The sequence below is a fragment of the Auritidibacter sp. NML130574 genome (assembly GCF_003185725.2).
In the GTDB taxonomy this organism is placed as follows: domain Bacteria; phylum Actinomycetota; class Actinomycetes; order Actinomycetales; family Micrococcaceae; genus Auritidibacter; species Auritidibacter ignavus.
The window spans coordinates 188,354-203,645 of sequence record NZ_CP031746.1 but is presented as its reverse complement, the minus strand read 5'-3'; the positions used below and the strand labels follow the sequence as shown (position 1 = coordinate 203,645).

At 58.1% G+C, this 15,292-nt stretch carries 16 protein-coding genes; 4 read left to right on the top strand and 12 right to left on the bottom strand.

The window, feature by feature from the left end; all coding sequences use genetic code 11:
- Positions 1-3 precede the first annotated feature (3 nt).
- Positions 4-1,605, top strand: coding sequence for an aminopeptidase P family protein (locus tag DCC27_RS01065; protein WP_110100222.1), 1,602 nt, complete (start codon positions 4-6; stop codon positions 1,603-1,605).
- Positions 1,606-1,623: 18 nt separating this feature from the next.
- On the opposite strand, the gene DCC27_RS01060 is transcribed toward DCC27_RS01065, so the two are convergent.
- On the bottom strand, positions 1,624-2,481 hold the full coding sequence (locus DCC27_RS01060) for a general stress protein (protein WP_117328622.1): 858 nt from the start codon (positions 2,479-2,481) through the stop codon (positions 1,624-1,626).
- 94 nt (positions 2,482-2,575) lie between these two features.
- On the opposite strand from DCC27_RS01060, the gene DCC27_RS01055 reads away from it, so the two are divergent.
- On the top strand, positions 2,576-3,742 hold the full coding sequence (locus DCC27_RS01055) for an Mrp/NBP35 family ATP-binding protein (protein WP_110100221.1): 1,167 nt from the start codon (positions 2,576-2,578) through the stop codon (positions 3,740-3,742).
- Between the two features lie 174 nt (positions 3,743-3,916).
- Here DCC27_RS01055 and DCC27_RS01050 read toward each other — a convergent pair whose 3' ends face one another.
- From DCC27_RS01050 to DCC27_RS01040, 3 genes are all read right to left on the bottom strand, one after another.
- On the bottom strand, positions 3,917-5,182 hold the full coding sequence (locus tag DCC27_RS01050) for an alpha-hydroxy acid oxidase (RefSeq protein WP_110098556.1): 1,266 nt from the start codon (positions 5,180-5,182) through the stop codon (positions 3,917-3,919).
- Positions 5,183-5,253: 71 nt separating this feature from the next.
- Complete coding sequence (locus tag DCC27_RS01045; protein ID WP_110100220.1) at positions 5,254-5,724, bottom strand: twin-arginine translocase TatA/TatE family subunit; 471 nt, start codon at positions 5,722-5,724, stop codon at positions 5,254-5,256.
- Positions 5,725-5,770: 46 nt separating this feature from the next.
- Positions 5,771-6,892, bottom strand: a complete 1,122-nt coding sequence (locus DCC27_RS01040; protein ID WP_110100219.1) for a zf-HC2 domain-containing protein — start codon at positions 6,890-6,892, stop codon at positions 5,771-5,773.
- Between the two features lie 227 nt (positions 6,893-7,119).
- Between DCC27_RS01040 and DCC27_RS01035 the strand changes: the two genes are divergently transcribed.
- Positions 7,120-7,791 (top strand): O-methyltransferase, encoded by a 672-nt coding sequence (locus DCC27_RS01035; RefSeq protein WP_110109971.1) that lies wholly within the window; start codon positions 7,120-7,122, stop codon positions 7,789-7,791.
- 7 nt (positions 7,792-7,798) lie between these two features.
- Here DCC27_RS01035 and DCC27_RS01030 read toward each other — a convergent pair whose 3' ends face one another.
- The 3 genes from DCC27_RS01030 to DCC27_RS01020 are packed head-to-tail and all read right to left on the bottom strand — an operon-like array spanning position 7,799 to position 9,186.
- Complete coding sequence (locus DCC27_RS01030; RefSeq protein ID WP_110098551.1) at positions 7,799-7,969, bottom strand: DUF3117 domain-containing protein; 171 nt, start codon at positions 7,967-7,969, stop codon at positions 7,799-7,801.
- Between the two features lie 44 nt (positions 7,970-8,013).
- The gene (locus tag DCC27_RS01025) at positions 8,014-8,364 is read right to left on the bottom strand and encodes a DivIVA domain-containing protein (RefSeq protein WP_110098550.1); all 351 of its coding nucleotides are present in this window, start codon (positions 8,362-8,364) and stop codon (positions 8,014-8,016) included.
- Positions 8,365-8,376: 12 nt separating this feature from the next.
- Positions 8,377-9,186 (bottom strand): TIGR00730 family Rossman fold protein, encoded by an 810-nt coding sequence (locus tag DCC27_RS01020; protein WP_110098682.1) that lies wholly within the window; start codon positions 9,184-9,186, stop codon positions 8,377-8,379.
- 105 nt (positions 9,187-9,291) lie between these two features.
- Here DCC27_RS01020 and DCC27_RS01015 point away from each other — a divergent pair, with 105 nt between their 5' ends.
- Positions 9,292-10,296, top strand: coding sequence for a transporter substrate-binding domain-containing protein (locus tag DCC27_RS01015; protein WP_110109970.1), 1,005 nt, complete (start codon positions 9,292-9,294; stop codon positions 10,294-10,296).
- A 124-nt stretch (positions 10,297-10,420) separates the two neighbouring features.
- On the opposite strand, the gene DCC27_RS01010 is transcribed toward DCC27_RS01015, so the two are convergent.
- From DCC27_RS01010 to DCC27_RS00990, 5 genes are all read right to left on the bottom strand, one after another.
- Positions 10,421-11,200 carry a transglycosylase family protein gene (locus tag DCC27_RS01010; protein WP_110100216.1) on the bottom strand — a complete coding sequence of 260 codons (780 nt, stop codon included), beginning with the start codon at positions 11,198-11,200 and terminating at the stop codon, positions 10,421-10,423.
- Positions 11,201-11,709: 509 nt separating this feature from the next.
- Complete coding sequence (locus tag DCC27_RS01005; RefSeq protein ID WP_110098547.1) at positions 11,710-12,993, bottom strand: citrate synthase; 1,284 nt, start codon at positions 12,991-12,993, stop codon at positions 11,710-11,712.
- Positions 12,994-13,154: 161 nt separating this feature from the next.
- Positions 13,155-14,294 carry a succinyldiaminopimelate transaminase gene (dapC, locus tag DCC27_RS01000; RefSeq protein WP_110109969.1) on the bottom strand — a complete coding sequence of 380 codons (1,140 nt, stop codon included), beginning with the start codon at positions 14,292-14,294 and terminating at the stop codon, positions 13,155-13,157.
- 11 nt (positions 14,295-14,305) lie between these two features.
- Complete coding sequence (gene fdxA, locus DCC27_RS00995) at positions 14,306-14,623, bottom strand: ferredoxin (protein WP_110100214.1); 318 nt, start codon at positions 14,621-14,623, stop codon at positions 14,306-14,308.
- An 81-nt stretch (positions 14,624-14,704) separates the two neighbouring features.
- Positions 14,705-15,286 (bottom strand): hypothetical protein, encoded by a 582-nt coding sequence (locus tag DCC27_RS00990; protein ID WP_110109968.1) that lies wholly within the window; start codon positions 15,284-15,286, stop codon positions 14,705-14,707.
- Positions 15,287-15,292 lie beyond the last annotated feature (6 nt).

The following is a 15,292-nucleotide window of genomic DNA, read 5'->3' as shown; positions in this document are numbered from 1 at the left end:
ACCATGACTGAATCATCCGCTTCTTCTGCACAACATCGTTCTTCGACCTCCCGGGACCAGCTCGACGAGCAACCAGAGCAGGCTCTCTCTCAGCGGGGTGAGAACCGTTCCCGTCGCCCAGAGTCCCAGGCATTTAAAGACTTCATGGGCTCCCAATGGGCTCCGGTCGAGCACCCAGAATTCTCCGCCTATGCGGTGGCCTCTTACGCTGCTACACGCCGAAAAGCGGTCTCGGAGCGGTTCCCGGGTGAACGCCTGATCATTCCGGCCGGCGCCCCGAAAGTCCGATCCAATGACACCGACTACCGGTTCCGGCCTCATTCGGCATTTACGCACCTGACCGGACTCGGTATTGACCACGAGCCCGATGCGGCGTTGGTGATGCAACCGGTTGAGCCGGGTACCGGGGACCAAGGGTCCGGGCACGTTTCGACCCTGTATTTCCGTCCCCTGGCTACCCGGGACTCCGAAGAATTCTATGCCAACGCCAAAATCGGCGAGTTTTGGGTGGGACCTCGACCAACCTTGCGTGAATTAGAAGCTCGCACCGGACTGAAGACCAAGAGTCTCGACGAACTGGAATATGCGGTCACCGTCGATGCCGGAGCCGTGGAGATTGGTGGCACCCGGTTGCGCGTGGTGCGTGGCGCTGACCTGAATATGGAGGCTCTGGTTGACACCTCCCGGATCAACACCGGCGTTGATCTAGAAGCCTCCGACCGACTCGACGCCGAGCTCTCCGAATATCTGTCCGAACTCCGCCTGGTCAAAGACGAATGGGAAATCGGGGAACTTCGTGGCTCCGTGGACGCCACGGCCCGAGGTTTTGACGACATTATTCGGGCGCTACCGGCCGCAAAGCAGGTTCAACGGGGCGAGCGGGTTATCGAGACCGCATTTTTTTCTCGAGCTCGGCTCGAGGGGAATGACCTGGGTTATGACACCATTGCCGCTGCCGGCAACAACGCCACCATCCTGCACTGGATTCGGAACACCGGTCCGATTGTCGACGGGCAGTTGTTGCTGGTAGATGCCGGTGTGGAAGCCGAGTCCCTGTACACCGCTGACATCACCCGCACACTACCGATTAATGGACGGTTCTCCGAGCTTCAGGCCCGGGTCTACAACGCTGTGCTGGCAGCTGCCGATGCGGCTTTCGAGATCGTGCGGCCGGGGATCCGATTCCGTGATGTTCACGATCGTGCCACCGAAGTTCTGGCACAGCACCTGGATGCCTGGGGAATTCTTCCGGTCAGTGTTGACGAGGCTGTCTCCTTGTCCGGACAACAGCATCGCCGTTGGATGCCACACGGGACCAGCCACCACCTGGGGTTAGATGTTCACGATTGTGCGCAGGCGCGTCGCGAGCTTTATATGGACGGCGTGCTGGAACCGGGCATGGTGTTCACCATCGAACCGGGCCTGTATTTCAAAAACGAAGATCTGGCCGTTCCCGCAGAATACCGGGGTCTTGGCATTCGGATCGAGGACGATATTCTCGTAACCGACCAGGGCGCCGAGAACCTCAGTGCCACCATTCCACGCACCGTCGACGAGGTGGAAGCTTGGATGGCATCACTGCTGGGAGAAAACAACCGGCAATAGTTCGGTGCAGGGGATAAGCTAGTGATCCTCCTGCGAAGTCTTGCGACGGGGCTCAGGTTGCTCAGATAGGGAGCTCTGGGTTCCGTCGCTGGCCTTTTTCTCTGATGCCTCGGATGACTCGGATGGCTCCGATGGTGCGGATGGATCAGCGCTGGCATCACCATGGGGTTCTGTTTCGCGTCGGGGTTGAGAGGCGTCATCAATCCGGGCACCGAACTGTGGCCGGCCGTCGGGAAGGTCTGGGAACCCGGACCGGGTGGTGGAGGCCTCCGAGGGCTCCTGGACCGGGGTCTGCGCGGTGGTGGGAGAAGAACCGGTCTGGCCACTTGGCGGTGGTGTTTCGGGGGCGGTGGTACCGGTCGAGCCAGGCTGATGGGCCGGTGTCGGACTGGTTGGCATCGGTTGGGGCCCGATGATTTGTTTGGCTTGGTGAGCAACGGCAAAGTCGCACAGCAAGTCGAAACTCACGGCAGCGAATCGGGGTATGTAGTCGTACTTACCAGCACGTCGACGCAGTGCATGCCCGATGACACCAAAGATCACCCACACACCTACGCCCAAAGCAACCGAGGCTAGAATTTGGAATGGGGCTTGGGCTGGCATCAAGGTCGAGATCAACAGCCCGATAAGCAGGCCAAAAAATGCCCCCTGCAAGGCGGCCCTGCCGACCACGGCAGGATATCCTGAACGATTGCGCAAGGACGTCACCAGGCGCACGTCGCGTCCAACAATATGAAAATGATCCACATTAATACCGGCTTCGACCAACCGGTCGACAACCTTCTGCGCATCGTCAAAGTGACGATAATTTCCCAATAATTGTCCCTGGGGCAGACCTTGGCCGAGGGGGTCGGTAAAACCGGCATTCATAGACATAGTTCTATTCTCCCCATTTTTCAGAAGTGAATCCAAGTCAACGCACATTGTTTGGCTGATAGCGTCGAGTCTAGCCTTGACCTACAGTAGAACTATGTCCAGGAACATCAGCGAACTTGAACAGATTGCCCTGGCTCGTTTACGTCACATCGAGGATCCGGAGATTCGCGTCCCCATTACTGATTTGGGGATGGTGTCTGCGGTGACGGCATCTGTGGACGACACTTCCGGTCAGGCACCCGCATCTGAAGAAGTTCCTGCGCATCACCTTCGCGCCGAGATCCTGCTGACCACGCCCGGGTGTCCGATGCAAGACACGCTACGAGACCAGGTCTTCAACGCCCTGGTCTCCTTGCCCGGGGTGAGTAGCGTCGAGGTAGCTCTACGTCCCATGGACAGCACGCAACGCCGAAAACTCGTTGATTCCCTGCGTTCACGCCATTCCTCGAGTTTAACCGCCGCGAGCGCTGGGGATCCCCACCAGCCACTGGTGCTCACCGTAGCTTCGGGCAAAGGTGGAGTCGGTAAGTCAACGGTAACCGCAAATCTGGCCACCGCGTTGAGCAAGTGTGGCTACCGGGTGGGCTTAATTGATGCCGATATTCACGGTTTTTCCATCCCGCGTTTGCTCTCGATCACGACCCGCCCCACTCGCTTGGAAGAGATGATCTTGCCACCGGTGGCTTATGGAGTCAAAACGATTTCGATTGGGATGTTTCTCGACACCGACCAACCGGTGGCTTGGCGGGGACCGATGCTCCACCGTGCCCTGGAACAGTTCATTGGCGATGTCCATTGGGGCCAGCTCGATGTCCTGCTGGTGGACTTACCACCGGGGACGGGAGACATTGCTATTTCAGTTGCACAGCTACTCCCCCAGGCCCAGCTTCTGGTGGTGACCACACCGCAGTATGCTGCTGCCCATATTGCTGCTCGAGCCGGAGAACTAGCCACCAAAACCCATCAGGCGGTAGCCGGAGTCATTGAGAATATGGGGCCGATGACCCTCCCGGATGGCACCGTGATGGACGTTTTTGGAGCCGGCGGTGGCAAACAGGTTGCCCAGCATCTGGCGGAGCATCTGCACGACCCGGTCGAACTCTTAGGGACAATCCCCCTGGACCCAATTCTTCGCACCGATGCTGACCAAGGTCAGCCCACGATCATTTCTCATCCAGACTCTCCCAGCGGAAGGTCGTTACAGATTATCAGCGAGCGCTTGGTCGAAACCGCCCAAATAGGCTCACCCATGATGAGCTGATCAGCTGGATTTCTGGGTAAAGGTACCGTACAAGTGGCGCCCAAGGCCAGCCCCCACCGAAATGATCCCAATAGCACGGTACCCCCGGTGGGTCTTTGATGCCTCGGAATCTACACGCTGAGTCATAGCATACGTCTAAGGGCCGTCACACGGTTGCACGAGATCTCGCACTCATCAGGGGCGACTGACTTCTTCCTCGCGAGAAATCCGTTGCCGCACGTTGAGTCGCTCTAGCTGGGTCACGTGCTGGGGTCCCAGCTCGTCCACGCTGGTAACCTGTAACAATTGCATAGTCCGGGTCAGCTGTTTAGTGAGGATTTCAAGCATCCGGTCCACCCCGGCCTCACCACCGGCCATCAATCCGTACAACCAAGCGCGACCTACCAGTGTGAAGTCGGCGCCTAACGCGATGGAGGCCACGATATCGGCACCGTGCATAATGCCGGTGTCGATCATGATCTCGGTCTGGGCTCCGACCTCACGAGCGACTGTGGGAAGTAGCTCAAAGGGCACGGGGGCACGGTCTAGTTGCCGTCCGCCGTGGTTCGACAACACGATCCCGTCCACCCCGAAGTCGGCAAGCTTTGTGGCTGCTTCGAGGGTCTGTACGCCCTTGACCACCAATTTTCCGGGCCATAGGTCGCGAATTATGCGCAAATCCTCGTCGTTGATCGAGGGATCGAAGATCGTGTCAATCAGTTCGGAAACGGTACCACCGGTCTTGGTGAGGGAGGCAAATTCCAAAGTCGGAGTGGTCAGGAAATCGAACCACCAGTGGTATTTCGGAATCGCGCCAATGACCGTCATCGGAGTCAGCTGAGGTGGAATCGAAAAACCGTTATAGGTGTCGCGTAGCCGCTGACCGGCCACCGGAGTATCAACGGTGAAGAACAGCGTGTCAAAACCACTCGAGTAAGCACGATGGACCAGGTCGTAGGTGGCATCACGATCTTTCATCACATACAGCTGGAACCAGTTCCGCCCGTTGGGAGCCGCTGCTGCCACATCTTCTATCGAGGTGGTGCCCATCGTGGACAGCGAGAAGGGCACTCCACAGCGGGCTGCCGCACGGGCACCGGCAACTTCTCCCTCAGTCTGCATCATGCGTGAGAACCCTGTCGGGGCAATCCCGAACGGATACGCAGATTTCCCACCGGTGATGGTTGTGGAGGTATCGACCTGGGAGACATCACGCAGAATTCCGGGGTGAAATTCAATGTCTTGGAAAGCTTGACGAGCTCGTTGAATGGACACTTCTGATTCTGCGGCACCGTCGGTATAGTCAAATGGTCCTACCGGCGTATTTTTCTTGGCCAACTCGCGCAGATCCCAGATGGTCAGGGCCTTGTCCAAACGGGCTTTCCTGCGGTTAAGCTGCGGCTTCTTGAATTGCATCAGTTCAGCAAGCTCGTTGATCTTAGGTAGCTGACGTTTGACCATGATGTCTTGTCTCCTTCATGGGACGACACAGAAGCCGTCATTCGGGGTGGCAGGACGTGACGTCGAAACCTTTAGGTGGCTTCGTTATCAAAAGGGGTGGACGGATTTTCGTCGGTATCTTCGGGGTTCTGTGCAGAGGCGACGTCTTCGTCAGAGACAGCCGTCAGACCGGTCGCGGTTCCAGACACCTGTGCATGCTGGATCGAGGCTGGTTGATTCTGAGACGACGATTTCTTGCTGGCCGGCGTCTCCAGTTGGGTGCTGGAGGCTCCGAAATCATCGAGGGGTTCTGCTAGCGCTTCACGGATGATGCGCCGGGGATCGTACTGCCGAGGATCATATTTCGCCCAGTCGATATCATTGAAATCGGTTCCGGTCTCTTCTTTGAAGGAGTTTTTAGCCCCCTCTGCCATCTGGCGGAGCTTCCGAATCCAATCTCGTAACGACCGTGTATATTCTGGGATTTTTTCCGGCCCCAACAGCAGAAGCACGAGCACCACCAGAACGAGGAGCTCGCTACCGTTGATACCGAAAAAATTCATTCTCCTAGCCTAGCTCAGTAGCCAAGCATCAGCAGTGTTTGCGGTGTCATTCTGACGACGAAAACATCTGCGTCAGCCCGTCATCGACACGGTCCAGAACAGAGTCATCGGCTCCTTGGGCGTCAGAAACCAGAGAACGCTGGAACACCGCAATAGTTCGAATCATGCCAGATGCCTCAGATTTGGGGGTGTTGGAATCGACCCGGTACAGAGTCTGATCTGTAGCAAACAGCGCTGTCCAGGACTCGTCGGGGTACACGTGGATCACTGCATCTTCGGCGCTGGGTTCCAGCGGGCTGAGTTGATCCGAATCTAATAAGCTCTCATCGACGGCACAGCCAGACACCCCGTCGCGTTCATCGAGCATCTTGCACTGTCGAACCACCGTTTGGTTCTGCGCATCGATACTGTTGTCGCCGGGCTGATCGCTGAGGGCTCCGGGGGAAGTATAGGTTGTCGAAATGGTTGCCCAACGTTCGCCACGGTTGACCACGGTTGGTCCCTGGGTCATATTCAACTGTCCAAGGCGGGGTACTGACCATCCTGTCGTTCGTAGCTCTGGAACAGAGCTGGTTGCCACTCGCCGGCCGATCATGTCTAAAGGCGCACTCGAGCCAGTCATGGCCGAGGCAGCATCATGTTCGCTTTCGGTTAAGGACCAGGTGTCCAGCGCAGAACGACCACCGGTTGTGGCCGTGCTGTACGATAGTGGAGACACCCGCAGATTGTGGGGCAACAGCTCATCATCTGCTACTTCCGTCGAAGCCTGAGTATTCTGTCCGCCCATAAACCACGCCGTCAGTAATATTCCGGAAGCCACTAAACAGATCACTCCCAGCCCGATCACGACTTTCCACCCGGGAACGCCGTCCTGTGTCTTCAGGCGAGCGACATAGTCCTGCGTGGATGTCTCCGGGCTGGAATCCTCGGGTTCAGCCGACTCAACCTCGAAGACAGTTCGTGAGGGATTGACGCGTTCTTGGGTCTTCGCTGCACGTTCAACCACGTCGAGGGCTAAAGCCCGCTCCCGGCACAGCTCGCGACATTGGGGACAATGCGCCAGATGATGTTGCACTTTCGCCTCGGCGTGTGGTGACAGCGCCCCCTCCAGATACGCATCGATGCGCATCGTCGGGTGAACCGTGAAGTGGGTGAGCGTTTTCGACATTTAGGCACGCCTCTTCTTTCTCTGATGAGAAATCGCGGAGTTGGCCATGGGGCTATTCTCGTGCTGAAATCTGAGAAAACTCTGAACTGAGCCGGCCTCATTTCGGATCTCGGTGGCTCGGAGGACAAAGCCCGTACAATAAGGGGGCAGTGTCTTGGGAATCGTCACGTACCTCTCGTCCGATTCATTGACAACACTCACGAGCGAAGCCAAAGGAGTCTCCCCTCATGAAGGCGCTGAGCCCGCATCAGACCGATAAACACGCCAGCTGGGCTTTTGCAGAAGCCCGCCCTGTCGAGGACGAGGTGATGCTCACAGCGCGTGAACGTTCCGAAGAACTCGGAATCCGGGCCGTGACCGAAGGCACCGCCTCGTTGTTGACTGTTCTCGCGGCCACCAAGGCCCCCCGGACGATAGTAGAGCTAGGTACCGGCGCTGGGGTGTCCGGGTTGTCGTTGATGCGTGGAGCACCACGAGGTGCAGTTCTGACCACATTGGATCCCGACGCTGAGGCTCAACGCAGTGCTCGGGAGAGCTTCGTCGCCGATGGGTACGTTCCTTCGCAAACCCGGTTGATTACCGGTCGCGGTCGCACCGTTTTACCCCGGCTATCAACGGGTGCTTATGACCTGGTCTTTATTGATACCGACCCGCTGGTCTTGGGTTTCCATGTAGAACAGTCCGCCCGACTTTTGCGTCCGGGCGGACTATTGGTGATCAACGACGCCTTTGATGGTGATCGCGTGCCACGTCCTGCGGTCCGTGACCAGACCACCGTAGCCTTACGTCAGGCGGGTAAAACACTGGCTGAACAGACCGATGTCTGGTCGCATTCCACGGTGATTCCCACAGGTTCTGGTGTGTTGATCGCAATCCGCGCTGTAGCTACGCAGGGATGAGATGCTGCTACTTCGCCAGGACCTGCTCCAGGGCGTCTTTGAGCGCTTGAGCTTCTTCGTCGTTGAGTTCCACGACGAGACGGCCTCCCCCGTCAGCAGGGATCCGCATCACGAGTTTGCGGGGCTCCCGGGTTACTTCCAATACACCGTCTCCGGTTCGTGGTTTCATCGCTGCCATACAGTCTCAGTTCCCTTCTAGTTTACTACTCACAGCGCTGGCGACTACTGATCCGACTGGGGAGTTGCCGAGCGTTCGTCGGTAACCGGTACAGTTCCACCCAGCTCAATGATCTTACGGTCGCGTTCGGCCAGAGCCTCAGTTAGTCGATCCAGCACCTGGTCCACTTGATCTGCCCGATATCCTCGCAACGCCGTCGAAAAACGTATCTGGTCAATGTCGTCGGGACGGAGCCGATCAGCCGGCGGGACTAACACCGGTGGAAGGGCCCGCTCGGGTTCGGCCAACGGGCGAACCAGATGGCGAACCTGCGGCTTGGCCAGCGCCAACGCAATCGCAGCAACGGCCACGACCCCCAGTGCAAGGATTTCAATCAAGAACAGATTTACGCCCATGTTCCTAGTATCTCATGAACTCCCCTTGGATATCGCTACCTGATTGTGGGCACGGAGCTGTTCTCGAACTTCATCGACGGTGTCCACTACGCAGAAGAGGTCCAGATCAGTGGGGTCGATCGTTCCCGATCCCACAAGTTGATGCTCCATCCACTCCACCAATGATCCCCAGAATTCGCGTCCCACTAACACGACGGGAAACGCCCTGACCTTTCCGGTTTGAACCAACGTGAGCGCTTCAAAGAGCTCGTCAAGGGTCCCCATTCCGCCCGGTAGCACCACGAATCCCCGGGAATACTTCAAAAACATCAACTTGCGGACGAAGAAATATCGGAAGTTGATCCCAAGGCTCAAGTACTGGTTGAGCCCCTGTTCCCGGGGCAATTCAATGCCGAGCCCGATGGAATCCCCCTCGGCCTGCCAAGCGCCCCGGTTGGCTGCTTCCATCACGCCAGGTCCCCCACCGGTGATCACGGCGTAGCCTTCTTGCACCAGCATCTGGCCGATCTCCATTCCCAACTCATACCCGAGGCTACCTTCGGAGAGGCGAGCGGAGCCAAAGACCGAAATAGCAGGGCCGGTTCCCGCCAACGCCCCGAAACCTTCAACCAGCTCTCCCTGCATACGCAAGACGCGCCAGGCGTCTGAGGACGGCGGATCGATGCTATGCCTGTGGGACGATTTGGCTCCCTCGGATTCGAATAACAACTCGTCAAACGTCGGTTCGTCTCGTCGTTGGTGCCCTAACACCTGGGGGCCACGGCGAACCCGTTGCTGGGACAGTTCATCGTCGGCAGATCCTCGGGAAGAGCAAGTAGTCATGACTGCCACTTTAGCGAGATCTGACATACTTTAACCGTGCCTTTTGATCCGTCCTCATTGAGCCTGCCAACCTCTCAGCCGATGTTACGCTCACCCCACCCTGCTATGTCCTCAGCACAGGCGCTGGCTGCGCTTGGGTCGCTTCTGGCGCTCGTGCTAACTGGTTGTGGCGATCCCGAAGAACCGCTGACTCCAGGCCCAGCCCCAGAGGACAGCGTGGTAGTGGCTGTGGGAGTCGACGCGCCCGGCTTGAGCTCGGGGACAGAGCCATCTAATGTCACCGGTTCCGAAGCGGATTTAGCCTCCCGGTTGGTCACTGAGAAACAGGTCGTGGACGACGAATCAGAACTGTCGTGGGCTCGCTTAGCCCACGCCACCAGCCAGCAGGCTACCTCCATGCTCACCACCGGCGAGGCGGATCTGGTCATCGCGCGCCAACGAGTTCCTGACACCAGCGATGGCGTCCAGTGGGCTGGCCCTTACGCCACGATCTCACCAGCATTAATCACCGCGTCTCAGCCAGTGCCCAACGATAACGCGACACCAACTGCCACGAGCTCTTCCAAGGAATCGGAGCAACTGATTGGTCCGGTCACGATTTCAGATCTGTCCGATCTCAATGACGCCAGTGTGTGTATTGTGGCAGGATCAAGCGCTGACATTGATGATCACCCCGGTCGCGAAATCACGGTCCAGAATACCTACGGTGAGTGCGCCACCGGGTTGGAATCGGGTCGATACGACGCCGTGGCCGGGGACGACCTGGCCTTGGCTGGCCTGTTTTCTGAGGATGCACTTCCTGCCGAAGCCTATTTTTATTCCTGGGACGAACTGCTCGAGGCCTCGCAGAGCGCTGGAAACGAGGATCCTGTGGACGCACTTCCCGACGAGTTGACTGAGTCGTCGTTCTATTGGGTCGGATTCGCACCGGAGACCACCGGCTGTATCGCAACCACCCAGGCAATCAGTCAGGATCTGACCGACGGAGAGCTCGAATCACTCCTCGACCACTCCGGGTTCCCTGGTGGTTACACTCTCCAACTACCTCAGGCCACTGATATCACCACCGAATACTGCTCAGAAACACCCGATGAGGATGAGCAGAAGTAGCCACGGTCCAACGCGGCTATTGTTCTAGATACACTTCAGGCCGTGCCCTTGACCCGCCATCGAAGTGGGCTACCAAGGAACACGGCCTGAAACAACGCGTCTACCCCTGCGGGACGGTCGCTCCTTACGGAATAACCAGGGTCTGACCCGGGTAGATCAGCTCCGGATCAGCGATAGTTCCGGAGTTAGCCTGGTAGATGGCTTCCCAACCGCCAGACACCTGGTGTCGCTGTGCGATCTTGCCCAGAGTGTCACCGGCCTGCACGGTGTAGTTTGCCGAACCGGCTGCGTGCTGAGGACCGGAACCAGCCTTTGCGGAGCTGGACGGAGCATCGTAGCCAGTGGACTGGTTAGCGTGCTTGCCCGTCGAAGCCTGCTGGGGCTGCTGCTGAGCCTGCTGAGGCTGTTGCTGAGCCTGCTGCGACTGCTGAGCCTGCTGCTCGGCCTGCTGGGACTGCTGCTGAGTCTGCTGTTGCGAAGAGCTCTGGTTGGACTCGGTCTCGCTGGTAGCCTGACGTGGCTCGGCCTCGCCGGAGGCGCCAATCTTGGCGGAGCAAGCTGGCCATGCACCCCAGCCCTGGCCCTCCAGGACGTTTTCTGCGACGCGGATCTGCTCGGAACGGCTAGCATCAGCCGGGTTACCAGAACCGCCGTAGGCTTGCCAGGTGTTCGGGTTGAACTGCAGGCCACCGTAGTAGCCGTTGCCGGTGTTGGTGGACCAGTTACCACCGGACTCGCACTCGGCCAGGGCATCCCAGGTTGAATCCGGGGCTGCGGAGGCCGTATCGATCGTACCCAGCAACGGAGCGGCTAGAGCTGCTGCGGCCAGAACGGAGGTCGCAGCGAACTTACCGCGACGCTTCTTCGGCTGGGTAGCGACACGATTCTCAGTAGTGGTGTTCACGGTCTTTGTTTCCTTCCTGCGCCATTTGGCGTTGGGTCTAGGTCTGTTCGAGCACGTGCCTCGAGACGCGGTGTCCTCGCGGCGGACAAGACGTGAACACGGCGGTTCCACCGGCTTGCCCTGTTGTGCTGAACTCGAGTGGCCACACTACATGCGATCTAGTCGTTATCAAAATGTGACAATCCACCCCCACCTGCCAAGTTCAGGTAATTCACATAATGCCTTGTGATCGCCTGTCTTCAGCGGATATTCAGCGACTCAGATAGCCAAAATCGAGCCGAATGTGACCAGTTTGTTACACATTCCCTGAGAAAAAGGGGGTCAAATCACAGAAAAATATACCCGGATGCTCAGCATATTTTGATGGTCTACTCAGTTTCGGGATGTCCTAGCCCACGGTGAGATGTGACCGATAACATACAGCCCGGATTAACGAGTAAGCCCCGACTGTCCGGTGCGGTCGAGGCACGGGACAGTCGGGGCCTGACAAAGTATCGCGGAAGATGCCCCTAGGCGCCCGGGTAATGGCGCTCGTCTTCGCCCACGTAGATCTGACGTGGGCGTCCGATGCGTTTGACCGGATCCTGCATCATTTCACGCCACTGGGCGATCCAGCCGGGCAAGCGACCTAGCGCAAACAGAACAGTAAACATCCGCTCTGGGAAGCCCATAGCTTTGTAGATCAGACCGGTGTAGAAGTCCACGTTGGGATACAGCTTGCGCTCGATGAAGTAGTCATCGGCCAGGGCCTTTTCTTCCAGGCGCATGGCAATGTCGAGCAACTCGTCATTACCGCCCAGCTTGGACAAGATCTTCTCGGCGGTGGACTTTACGATACGGGCACGCGGGTCGTAGTTCTTGTAGACACGGTGACCGAAGCCCATCAAACGGACGCCGTCTTCTTTGTTCTTGACCTTTTCCATGAACTGCTCAGGGGTAGCCCCAGATGCTTGGATCTCACGCAGCATGTTCAGCACTGCTTCGTTAGCACCCCCGTGCAACGGGCCGAACAGGGCGTTAATACCTGCCGAGACCGAAGCGAAGATATTGGCATTGGCCGAGCCGACCAAACGTACGGTGGAGGTCGAACAGTTTTGCTCGTGATCAGCGTGCAGGATCAAGAGCATGTCCAGAGCGTCGGTCATATCCTGGTCCAGCTCGTAGGGCTCAGCCGGAACGCCAAAGCATAGTCGGAGGAAGTTCTCCACGTAGTTTAGCGAGTTATCCGGGTAGAGCATCGGCTGGCCGATCGCCTTTTTATAGGCGTAAGAGGCAATCACCGGAACTTTCGACATCAAGCGGATGGTGGAGATGTGGACCTGTTCCTCGTCGAAGGGATCCAGTGAATCAGCATAGAAGGTGGACAGTGCTGAAACAGCCGAGGACAGCACGGCCATCGGATGAGCGTCCCGCGGGAAGCCGGAGAAGAAATCCTTGATGTCTTCGTGCAACATCGTATGACGGCGAATATTGTCGTCCCAGGCCTGCAATTGGCTGGCTGAGGGCAGTTCGCCGTAGATCAACAGGTACGAGACTTCCAAAAACGAGGAGTGCTTGGCTAGTTCCTCGATCGGATAGCCCCGGTAGCGCAAAATTCCGTTGTCACCATCGATATAGGTGATCTCTGAGCGGGTATTTGCGGTGTTCATGAATCCAGGATCGTAGGTGACGGTCCCGGTTTCTTTGAGCAACGGTGCGATGTTGATGCCGTTGTTTCCGACGGTCGCCTTCTCGAGGTTGAGCTCGAGGTTGTCAGCGCCGAGATTCAGCGTGGCTTGATCATTCCCACTCATTGGTGCTTCTCCCTCATCAGGTGTGTTTGAGGATCACGATGTGCCACAGACATTGTTGGGCACGACACATTCAACATGTATAACTTACCAACATTGGGTAGAAAATAACGATTCTTACTCCGTCATCTAGGTCATCTTGACCGAGTTCGACAGCCGGAGTCCTAAAGGCCCACGCTGATACGGTGAGCTGCGACCGCCACCACGTCGTCCGGGGCGGTGATCGACAACCGCACGTACCCATTGCCAGCCTCAGAATAAAAGACTCCTGGCCCGGTGACGATACCGGCATCAGCGAAGCGTCGCACTAAGTCCCAAGAATCTTGCGGGGTCGCCGAATCCGCGGTTCGTCCCGGTTGGCACACCCAGAGGTACAGCCCGGCTTCGGAGCCGTGAACCTCCAACCCAGCCTGGCGCAGAGCCGACATCAGCTGACCGCGACGGGTTCGATAGCGGGCCTTTTGCACCGCCACGTGTTCGTCGTCGTTCAAGGCCGCCACCATGGCGGCTTGCAGTGGGCCGGGCACGACCATTCCGGCATGCTTGCGAATATTGATCAGCTCAGCGATCAGCGTGGGGTCCCCGGCAATGAAGGCTGCTCGGTAGCCGGCCATGTTGGACTGCTTTGATAAGGAATACACGCTCAAAACCCCACGGAGATCACCTTGTGTCACAACGGGGTCGAGAATGGAGGGAACGCGATGATCTTCCCAGTGGTCCCAGCCCAGTTCGGCGTAGCACTCATCGTTGGCGATCACTGCGCCGAGCTGGCGGGCGTGGTCTACGGTGCGGGACAGCTGGTTGCGGTCCAGAACGTCCCCGGTGGGGTTGGCTGGAGAATTTAGCCAGACCAGTTTCACCCGCGCTGCGGTCTCAGCGTCCACCGTTGCGAGGTCGTCGGTGGGGATGGAGACTGCTCCAGCCAGTCGTGCACCGATGTCATAAGTCGGATAGGAGATCCGAGGGCGGACCACGACATCACCGGGCCCTAGTCCTAACATCAAGGGTAGCCAGGCCACTAGTTCCTTGGACCCAACGGTCGCCGCGGTGTGTTCGGGACCAAGCTCTGGAACGTTGCGGCGTCGGGCGTACCACTCAGCAATAGCTCGACGCAGGTGGTCGTCTCCGCCAGCAACGGGGTATCCAGGCCAGTTACTGGCCTGCACCAGCGCCTGCTGGATAAAGTCCGGGACTGGATCGACTGGGGAGCCGATCGACAAATCGCAGACGCCGTCAGGATGTTGTTCTGCCCGCTGCCGATAGGGCGTGAGTTCTTCCCAAGGATAAACCGGAAGTTTGACCATCTGTGGCTTCTTTAGGCTTGGGGCGGAAGTGCCGCGATAAGGGGGTGATCTTTCGGGATGACTCCCATTTTGGCAGCACCTCCGGGGGAGCCGAGATCGTCAAAGAATTCTACGTTGGCGTCGTAATAGTCTTCCCATTCTTCGGGAAGATCATCTTCGTAGTAGATGGCCTCGACCGGGCATACTGGCTCACACGCCCCACAGTCCACACACTCGTCTGGGTGAATGTAGAGGCTCCGTTCACCTTCGTAAATGCAGTCGACGGGGCACTCATCGATGCAGGCACGGTCCTTCACATCGACGCATGGCAACGCGATGACGTAAGTCATGAATCATCCTTCGGGAACCTGAGCGGAGCGAAGATCAGCGACAACGTGTCCTCGCTCGAAGGGGTGTGTCGACAACCCAGTCTAATGCTGTTGTGGCCGATGAGCCCCGTGTGAAGCCGAGGTGTCAGGGCTGGTACTGGAGCATGGCTCGGACTCATGCTGGGCTGTTGACTGCTGTGTTTTTGCCCCACGTGGGGAGAACAATTGCACCCGCAGGATCACCATGGTCACCACGCCAACAACCGGAATACCAAGCAACCACGCGGCTTCAGCAATCACTTCCACCGGCATCATCTGCCAGGCTAGGGCCGAAACCGGCACCGAGAACACATCTGCCCCGGGCCAAAAGGCCATCAGGCAGGCCATCCCGTAGCTGGCCAGGATGGTCACTGCCGATGCCCAAAGCCGATCAGTAAGACTCGTCAGCCAGAAAGCAGCCAGCACCACCAGACCCAGGGCAAGTACCACGCCCCACGGCAGGGCAACGGACCCGATCCAGACCACGTTGAAGTGCACGACATTGCCGAGGAACCCTACGAGCGCTCCGAGACAGACCGCACCCACAGCGGTCACGATGGGCTGGAGGAGACTGGGACGATCTCGATCGGTTTCGCCTGCGACCGGCGGTGCCGGTGGGTTCTCTTCGGGTGGATAAACGGTCATGAACTG

What these genes read in the sequence shown, in the direction of transcription:
- DCC27_RS01065 (WP_110100222.1), top strand. Translation starts at nt 4, where the DNA reads ATGACTGAATCATCCGCTTCTTCTGCACAACATCGTTCTTCGACCTCC.
- DCC27_RS01060 (WP_117328622.1), bottom strand. Translation starts at nt 2,481, where the DNA reads ATGTCTATGAATGCCGGTTTTACCGACCCCCTCGGCCAAGGTCTGCCC.
- DCC27_RS01055 (WP_110100221.1), top strand. Translation starts at nt 2,576, where the DNA reads ATGTCCAGGAACATCAGCGAACTTGAACAGATTGCCCTGGCTCGTTTA.
- DCC27_RS01050 (WP_110098556.1), bottom strand. Translation starts at nt 5,182, where the DNA reads ATGGTCAAACGTCAGCTACCTAAGATCAACGAGCTTGCTGAACTGATG.
- DCC27_RS01045 (WP_110100220.1), bottom strand. Translation starts at nt 5,724, where the DNA reads ATGAATTTTTTCGGTATCAACGGTAGCGAGCTCCTCGTTCTGGTGGTG.
- DCC27_RS01040 (WP_110100219.1), bottom strand. Translation starts at nt 6,892, where the DNA reads ATGTCGAAAACGCTCACCCACTTCACGGTTCACCCGACGATGCGCATC.
- DCC27_RS01035 (WP_110109971.1), top strand. Translation starts at nt 7,120, where the DNA reads ATGAAGGCGCTGAGCCCGCATCAGACCGATAAACACGCCAGCTGGGCT.
- DCC27_RS01030 (WP_110098551.1), bottom strand. Translation starts at nt 7,969, where the DNA reads ATGGCAGCGATGAAACCACGAACCGGAGACGGTGTATTGGAAGTAACC.
- DCC27_RS01025 (WP_110098550.1), bottom strand. Translation starts at nt 8,364, where the DNA reads ATGGGCGTAAATCTGTTCTTGATTGAAATCCTTGCACTGGGGGTCGTG.
- DCC27_RS01020 (WP_110098682.1), bottom strand. Translation starts at nt 9,186, where the DNA reads ATGACTACTTGCTCTTCCCGAGGATCTGCCGACGATGAACTGTCCCAG.
- DCC27_RS01015 (WP_110109970.1), top strand. Translation starts at nt 9,292, where the DNA reads ATGTCCTCAGCACAGGCGCTGGCTGCGCTTGGGTCGCTTCTGGCGCTC.
- DCC27_RS01005 (WP_110098547.1), bottom strand. Translation starts at nt 12,993, where the DNA reads ATGAGTGGGAATGATCAAGCCACGCTGAATCTCGGCGCTGACAACCTC.
- dapC (WP_110109969.1), bottom strand. Translation starts at nt 14,294, where the DNA reads ATGGTCAAACTTCCGGTTTATCCTTGGGAAGAACTCACGCCCTATCGG.
- fdxA (WP_110100214.1), bottom strand. Translation starts at nt 14,623, where the DNA reads ATGACTTACGTCATCGCGTTGCCATGCGTCGATGTGAAGGACCGTGCC.
- DCC27_RS00990 (WP_110109968.1), bottom strand. Translation starts at nt 15,286, where the DNA reads ATGACCGTTTATCCACCCGAAGAGAACCCACCGGCACCGCCGGTCGCA.